Origin of the sequence: Shewanella fodinae, assembly GCF_014651955.1 — a bacterium.
GTDB lineage: Bacteria > Pseudomonadota > Gammaproteobacteria > Enterobacterales > Shewanellaceae > Shewanella > Shewanella fodinae.
Genome location: NZ_BMXW01000017.1, coordinates 75793 through 83640 on the forward strand (window position 1 = coordinate 75793; position 7848 = coordinate 83640).

The window sequence follows — 7848 nt, forward strand, 5'->3', positions numbered from 1 at the left end:
GCATCCACAACTCAGGCCACTTACACCTTAGAACTGGCTATCAGTGTTCCCGCCATTTTGCGGCGCAGATAGGCAATCTGCTGCATGTGTGGCAGATCTTTGGGGCAGTTGTCCTGACAACCGAGCAAGGTCATGCAACCAAATACACCATCCTGAGTGCCAATCACATGATAGAAATCATCTGCCGTACGGGCATCGCGGCTATCCAGTTCAAAGCGAGCAATTTTCATCATGCCCACCGCGCCGACAAAGGTGTCGCGCATCTGCGCGGTGGCGCAGGCAGAAACACAGACACCGCACTCAACGCAGCGCTCCAGCTCATACAACTTGGCGGCTTCTTCCGGTTCCATCGGTTGTTCCAGATGGTGAATATCGGCTTGCTGCGCTTTAGGATGCAGCCATAGCTTCAAGCGCTCCGCCAACTCGCGCATGAATTTACCGGTATTAACCGACAAGTCGCCAATCAGTTCAAATCCCGGCAACGGCATCAAGGTGATCACCGCATCTGAGTATTTGGCGGTTAAGGTACGGCACGCCAGCGTAGGTAAGCCATTAATCACCATGGCGCAACTGCCACATATGCCAGCGCGGCAAACAAAATCAAACTGCAATGACGGGTCTTGTTCCGCCCGCAGCCGATTCAGCGCAATAAAAACCGTCATCCCTGGGGTTTCATCCAACTGGTAATCCACCATTTTGGGGGCATCGCCAGGCAATTGCGGATCGTAACGAAAGATCCTGAAAGTCAGACTACGGCTCATGATTTTTCTCCGCGGGCTAAAAGTTCATGTAAACGCTGATTTTGTGGCTGCAGATGCTCGGGTAACTCAAACGGCATCAGCGCCTGCTGTTTTTGTTGCCTAGACGCATCGTCGCCCAATTGCTGCAAGATCTCGGCGATTTGCTGCTGCCGTTTGGCGGTATCGGGGTGTGCAATCGCGTTATCGGCACCATATCCGCGGTAACCGGGCGGTAGCTCCATCTGCATCACATCCAGCGCTTCATAGCTAAGGCTGGGTTCCAGTGCATTGGCATCCGGCCAACTGGAGAGGGTGCGACAGAGCCAATCTTTATCGTTACGCTGCGGGTAATCTTCGCGGGCATGGGCGCCACGACTTTCAGTACGCGCTAAGGCACCACAGGCAACGGTGAGTGCGACCTTGAGCATACGCCGTACCCGCAGCGCTTCTGCGAGTTCAGGATTCGCGTGACGTTTTTTGCACTTGAGGTGAATATGCCGCGAGCGTTCCAGCAATGATTTCAGCTCATCCACGGCTTTTTGTAGTTCTGGCCCATTACGGAAGATGCCTACATAATCCATCATGGTGCGCTGCATTTGCAGTTTCAGCTCAAAGGCATCTTCGCCTTCGTTGGTAGCCAGTAGCGTGTCGATCTCCTGTTGCAGCTCGCTAGCAAACTGTTCCACCAACCGGGTGTCCAGCTGTAATTCTTCCTGTTCACAGAAATCTGCCACATAACTACCGATAATCATGCCACCAACCACGGTTTCTGCCAGTGAATTGCCCCCCAAGCGGTTAAAACCATGCATATCCCAGCAAGCGGCTTCCCCCACACTAAACAGCCCTTTGAGCTGTGGACTTTCACCACTGGGTTTAGTACGAATACCGCCCATGGAATAGTGCTGCGTTGGTCGCACCGGGATCCATGCATCGGCAGGATCGATACCGAGGAAATTCTCACAAATCTCTTTGACTTCACGCAGGTTGGTTTCAACATGCTTACGCCCGAGCAAAGTGATATCCAGCCACAGATGCGGGCCGTACGGGCTATCGACCCCAAAGCCTTTACGCATGTGTTCAGTCATACGGCGGGACACCACATCGCGTGAAGCCAGCTCTTTTTTCTCAGGCTCATAATCTGGCATAAAACGGTGACCATTTTTGTCGCGCAAAATACCGCCATCACCGCGACAACCTTCGGTGGTAAGAATGCCTACCGGTACAATTGCGGTGGGATGAAACTGCACCGCTTCCATATTGCCCAACGTGGCCACACCAGTTTCCAGTGCCAACGCCTGACCTATCCCTTCGCAAATAACCGCATTGGTAGAAACCTCATAAATACGGCCATAACCACCGGTGGCTATGGTAGTACATTTGGCGATATAAGCCCGCAGTTCCCCGGTGATCAGGCAACGAGCAATCACCCCATAACAGCGTTTGCCATCGTGAATGATTTTCAGCGCTTCTATGCGTTCATGCACCGGTACATCTAACGAGATGGCTTTGTTATCAACCGCATAAAGTAATGAATGGCCAGTGCCATCGGCGGTATAGCAGGTGCGCCATTTTTTGGTGCCGCCGAAATCGCGGGCGTTGATTAACCCATGTGCTGCTTGGGCTTCTTCCAGCGTTACCCGCTCGGCGTTCACGACCACCTGCCGCGGCCCCGCTGTCACCCGCGTCCAAGGTACGCCCCAGTTCGCCATCTGCCGCACCGCTTTGGGGGCACAATGAGCGAACATCCGGGCCACGATTTGGTCACAGCCCCAGTCAGAGCCTTTTACTGTGTCCTGAAAATGAATGTCTTCGTTATCGCCATCGCCTTTAACGGTATTGCCCAGACTCGCCTGCATGCCCCCTTGTGCGGCAGCCGAGTGTGAACGCTTTGGCGGAATTAACGACAGCACCAGCGTATCCAGTCCGCGCTGCTTGGCTTCAATCGCCACTCGCAACCCGGCCAGTCCAGCGCCCACCACCAGTGCATCGGTATAAATGAGTTTCACACTCTCTCCTTTCGGGATTATTGAAATCCCGAGCTCTACTTACTTTCAGACCCATTAGCACCTGCTAACTAGGGTACGGTTATTGCTGTTGGGAAAAACCTTCCTAGCCGCAATTAGTTGCAGCACTGCGGCATCGGTTATGTTGTCAAATCTTCAAGGAATAAACGGTGTTACCGGCGTCGTGAGACCACTACCAATCAACAGGTAAGCGGTAAGGCTGCACAGCCCCAACACCAGCAGATAACCGATTAGGATCTTCGCCAGTAGCCGCAATCCGTCACGATGGAAATTCACGCCCCATTTGAGTGCCAGCCGATAAAGCCCGAGCATGGCGTGGATCACTACCGCTGGTAGCAACAGGATATAAACCAGCCAGTAATTGTCGTGCCAGACGCGCGCCGCAGACAGATGTGGGCCGATTTCTGGGTTGGTAATCATGGTCACCAAGTGCATCGGTACCAGGAAAAACATCAAAAACCCAGTCACCATCTGCCAGAACCACAAGCGCGTATCCTGATGATTAATCAAAAGATTATGATTACGCAGTGCCTGCCACTGCCGCCGCTGTGCCGGGAAACGTCTGAGTGCAGTCGCCGCATGTACCATCACCACCAGCAACATGAACACTGAAAACGTCTGCGTCAGCAACGACGAGCCATGGCCGCTGCTAGTAAACCAACCGCCTTCCAGCACATTCGCCACGCGATAAAACGCCGCCTTGCCCAACAGGATAGAAGATTCAAAATGCAGGTGAGCCAGTAGAAACAGCCCTAAGATAAGGCCAGAGCCGCTCTGCAGTACGTCTGCAATTGCCGACCAGCGATGACTTTGTGGGTACCCAAGCCATCCCTCACCGATACGATATTTAGTTAACATAGTTATTAAAGTTATTTAAGGTCAGATCCGTGAGCGTACCAACATATCGCAACCCACCTACCTGCCAACTGTGATCAGTTGCTTTCGTGATCGTGTTCAATAATTCTGCGATATCAATCTGACATGCATCACAAATACGGATTATCACCACAGTGAATGGTAAGACCATTTAACCTATAATAATCAAACGCTTATTTGAATTTATCAGACAAAAACGTAAGCCAAATACGGATTTCAGGCATTTCTCAGGCAGGGGGTTGGAAAGTCACTTTCAGTTTACGCCTACACAACTTGCGTGATATCGGCTAGCAAGGCGGCAAGCCCTTGCCTTACAATACGCGGGTTTATTTCTAGCCAAAGAGAAGCCTTACATGCCCTGGATCCAGCTACGTATCCACAGCAACAGTGAACATGCTGAAGCACTGAGCGACCTGCTGATGGAACTCGGCAGTGTGTCAATTACCTTTGAAGATGGTAAAGATACCCCCATATTTGAACCCAAACTGGGTGAAACACCACTGTGGGCCGACACCGTTGTTGTTGCCTTGTTTGATGCCGGTACTGACCTCAATCCTGTCGTGGACGAGTTACGACAACTGCCGTTCCTGCAACAACAGTTCAACTACAAAATCGAGCAGATAGAGGATAAAGATTGGGTACGGGAATGGATGGATAACTTCCATCCCATCCAGTTTGGTCAACGGTTGTGGATCTGCCCCAGTTGGCGCGAGATCCCAGATCCTGACGCGGTTAATGTGATCCTTGACCCAGGGCTAGCTTTCGGCACCGGCACCCACCCTACCACCGCCTTGTGTCTGCAATGGCTCGACAGCCTAGAACTGCAAGATAAGGAAGTGATCGACTTTGGCTGTGGCTCCGGCATTCTCGCCGTTGCCGCCCTGAAACTCGGCGCTAAATCCGCTATTGGTATCGATATCGATTACCAGGCTATCGACGCCTCCCGTGACAATGCCACCCGCAATCAGGTCATCGACCGGCTTAGCCTGTACTTGCCGCAAGATCAGCCACAAGGCATTCAAGCCGATGTGCTAGTGGCCAACATTCTTGCCGGGCCACTGCGGGAACTGGCTCCACAAATTGCATCGCTGGTTAAGCCCGGAGGCAAGCTAGCGTTATCAGGTTTGCTGAATGAACAAGCCGAAGAGCTTCGCGAAATTTACAGCGAGTGGTTTACCATGGACGCCGCTGCTCACAAAGAAGACTGGAGCCGCTTGACAGGAGTACGCAAATCGCTGTAATAGGCCGCCAAGGCACGCCAGCACTGAATTCGAAGGTTCTAAAAGTCAAGAAAAAAAGTTTTGCTTTAGGTTATTTATTGACCTTTTCATGGCTAGCAAAAAGGCGTACTATGGCGCCCCTTTGAAGCGCTAGGTGAAACCGCGAAATGCAAATTGGCCCCTATCAACTGACAAACCAGCTGATCGTGGCACCAATGGCAGGTGTCACCGATCAAGCCTTCCGTAATCTCTGCCTCCGTTATGGTGCTGCCATGGCAGTGTCAGAGATGCTTTCGTCTAATCCTGAGTTATGGGATACGGACAAAAGTCGCCAGCGCATGAGCCATTCCGGCGAGGAAGGCTTACGCTCGGTACAAATTGCCGGGGCAGATCCCGATGACATGGCTTGGGCCGCCCGCTACAACGTAGAGCAAGGTGCCCAGATCATCGATATCAATATGGGCTGCCCAGCAAAAAAAGTGAATAAGAAGCTCGCGGGCTCAGCCTTGCTGCAATCACCAGAACTGGTGCAGCGCATCCTAGATGCGGTGGTAGCAGCAGTGGATGTACCTGTAACGCTGAAGATTCGCACGGGTTGGGACCCAGAACACAGGAATGGTGTTCAAATCGCCCGGATTGCTGAAGAGAGTGGCATTACTGCCTTAGCGGTACATGGCCGTACCAGGCAAGACCTGTTTAAAGGGGAAGCCGAGTACGACACCATCAAGGCAATCAAACAGAATGTCTCGATACCTGTTATCGCCAATGGGGATATTACCTCACCGGAAAAAGCCCGCTTTGTGCTGGACTACACCGGCGTGGATGCCTTGATGGTAGGCCGGGGCGCGCAGGGAAGACCGTGGATTTTTAAAGAGATCCAGCATTACCTGGACACCGGCAGTTTGCCGGCACCTGTAGACAATGCTGAAAAGCGTCAAGTGATGCTGGAGCATTTGTCCAAACTATATGATTTATATGGCGAATATAAAGGCATTCGCTTCGCCAGAAAGCATATAGGTTGGTATCTGAACCAGGAAGAACAGCGCCAATTTCGGGCTGAGTTTAATCAGCTAGAAAGCGCTGCCGAACAGTGTTCCATGGTGGAACACTATTTTGATGAATGTGTACTAGATAAATAAGAGCAGAAACGAATGTTTGATCAGACAACTCACACAGAAGCTCATCCGCTTACCGTAGGCAAAATTGAAACCGCAAACGGCACCATCAAGCCACAGCTGCTGCGCGACGCCGTAAAACGCGCTGTTAGCAACTTCTTCTCGCAGCTGGATGGTCAGGAAGCTCAAGAAGTATATGAAATGGTGCTTTGCGAAGTCGAAGCCCCTCTGCTTGATATCATTATGCAGCACACCCGTGGCAACCAGACTCGCGCCGCCAACATGCTGGGTATCAACCGCGGCACCCTGCGTAAGAAACTGAAAAAATACGGCATGAACTGATATTCAATCAGTAACTTACTGTATTAAAAGAAAAGGCCAGTCATTACGATTGGCCTTTTTGCTTTTAGTTACACACCGAGTTACACACCCCTCTAAATCAACTCGCTTTTTGCAACTTGCCTTTACTCCCTTTTGGTAGCAAGTTAGCCCTAGTTACACCTGTAACCGATGGACAAAAAACAAAAGGGAAATTGTATGAAAGCTTTTATCAGCATGATTGTTTTGCCAGCCTTATTGCTTGGATGTTTTGGCTCACCAAAATTCGATGCTACCAACGAGACAACCATTAAAGAGTCAGTGGCAAAAATTGCCGAATCACTGCCCGATACAGATAAAGCTGAATTCACAAAGGCAGTAATGTATTTTTCCATTGGTGGTTCAGATGGATTTAAGGCAATGATGGGGGCAGCCTTTACTGGCAAAAACACAGCTGAAGCAATGTTAAACGTTAACATCAAGGAAATTGACGGGCTAACAGGTAAAGAAATACTGCAGAAATACCGCACCCAACTTGAAGCTGAAAAAGCACGTCAGCAAAAAATTGAAGCTGAACAATCAGCGATACAGCAATTAAAGACTGAAGCCGAGCAACTCTTGAGCGCCAAAAGTTTTAAAGAGGCTTTGGCAAAGTATGATGCTATTAGCAAGTACGACTCTGGCGTTAACATAGCCATAGATGGAATTGAAAAGACTAATCAAGAAATGAAGCATGTCGTTGATATTTTAGAGTATCAGGACAAAATTCAATTAACTGAATTCACAGCAACTAGGATTGACACCTACAAAAACAAAGCTGTTCCCGCCGTCAGAATTGGGCTTAAGAATACTGGCGAAAAGTCTTTAGACAAAGTTCAAGTCACCGTCTATTTTCAAGACCATAATGGCAAAACCATTTTTGAAAAAGATTATCTCCCCGTACTCGTCAACAAATACACCACTGACAAAAAACCGCTCAAAGCTGGCTACGTTTATGAGATGGAAAAAGGTACTTATTACACGCTCGACTCACCCTTAACAGAGTGGGAAACGGGGAAAGCACAGCTGAAAATAACTGATCTCCAATTTTCAAATTAGCGGAATAGCAACACCCATAGCTTTAAGCTTTTTAATGAAGAAGACATTGTAAGCGCTCTCAGCCCTCACCAGCTTTTGATACTCTTGTGCAAATGAGCGCTGATGCTTACCTTTGGGTTTTATTGGAAAACTATCCTCAAATAGGCTTGGTTCGGCCTGTTTTCCCCATAGCTTACGCCTGCGCTTTCTAATCGTACGGGCAAGCCTATCCATCGGCGCTTCTGATTGGCAGGCATAATGTAGCCCTAAGCATTCCCTACACGCCCAGCCATTACTTGCAGCATAAAGATAAAGCCGCTTATTCGCGCAACAAGGGCAAATAAAGATTAGCCTAAATAACTGTTCCAAATAGTAGATCACAGGAAGGGAACTCAGTCCTGTTTGAGCGATCAGATCTATCGCCAAACAAACCCACCACTCGCCGAGGACTGAGAATGGCCATCTTAGCACCACTATG

The 7848-nt window shown here is 49.9% G+C and carries 7 protein-coding genes and 1 pseudogene; 4 read left to right on the forward strand and 4 right to left on the reverse strand.

Features of this window, described 5'->3' with window-relative positions:
* Positions 1-20: 20 nt before the first annotated feature.
* From IE064_RS14325 to IE064_RS14335, 3 genes are all read right to left on the reverse strand, one after another.
* A complete protein-coding gene (locus IE064_RS14325) occupies positions 21-761 on the reverse strand; it encodes a fumarate reductase iron-sulfur subunit (protein ID WP_189618364.1) in 741 nt (246 codons plus the stop codon).
* Entirely contained in the window at positions 758-2746 is a 1989-nt protein-coding gene (locus IE064_RS14330) for a fumarate reductase flavoprotein subunit (RefSeq protein ID WP_189618365.1), read from the reverse strand. Before IE064_RS14330 ends, IE064_RS14325 begins: the two co-directional genes overlap by 4 nt.
* A gap of 153 nt (positions 2747-2899) precedes the next feature.
* The gene (locus IE064_RS14335) at positions 2900-3622 is read right to left on the reverse strand and encodes a fumarate reductase cytochrome b subunit (RefSeq protein ID WP_189618366.1); all 723 of its coding nucleotides are present in this window, start codon (positions 3620-3622) and stop codon (positions 2900-2902) included.
* Between the two features lie 371 nt (positions 3623-3993).
* On the opposite strand from IE064_RS14335, the gene prmA reads away from it, so the two are divergent.
* From prmA to IE064_RS14355, 4 genes are all read left to right on the forward strand, one after another.
* Positions 3994-4881 (forward strand): 50S ribosomal protein L11 methyltransferase, encoded by an 888-nt coding sequence (gene prmA, locus IE064_RS14340; protein ID WP_189618367.1) that lies wholly within the window; start codon positions 3994-3996, stop codon positions 4879-4881.
* A 146-nt stretch (positions 4882-5027) separates the two neighbouring features.
* A complete protein-coding gene (dusB, locus tag IE064_RS14345; protein WP_133037406.1) occupies positions 5028-5999 on the forward strand; it encodes a tRNA dihydrouridine synthase DusB in 972 nt (323 codons plus the stop codon).
* Between the two features lie 12 nt (positions 6000-6011).
* Positions 6012-6317, forward strand: coding sequence for a DNA-binding transcriptional regulator Fis (gene fis / locus IE064_RS14350; protein WP_037441607.1), 306 nt, complete (start codon positions 6012-6014; stop codon positions 6315-6317).
* A 195-nt stretch (positions 6318-6512) separates the two neighbouring features.
* Complete coding sequence (locus tag IE064_RS14355; protein ID WP_189618369.1) at positions 6513-7391, forward strand: DUF6694 family lipoprotein; 879 nt, start codon at positions 6513-6515, stop codon at positions 7389-7391.
* Here IE064_RS14355 and IE064_RS14360 read toward each other — a convergent pair.
* Positions 7383-7848: pseudogene (locus IE064_RS14360) on the reverse strand (hypothetical protein); the annotation flags it as partial. The gene IE064_RS14355 and the pseudogene IE064_RS14360 overlap by 9 nt on opposite strands.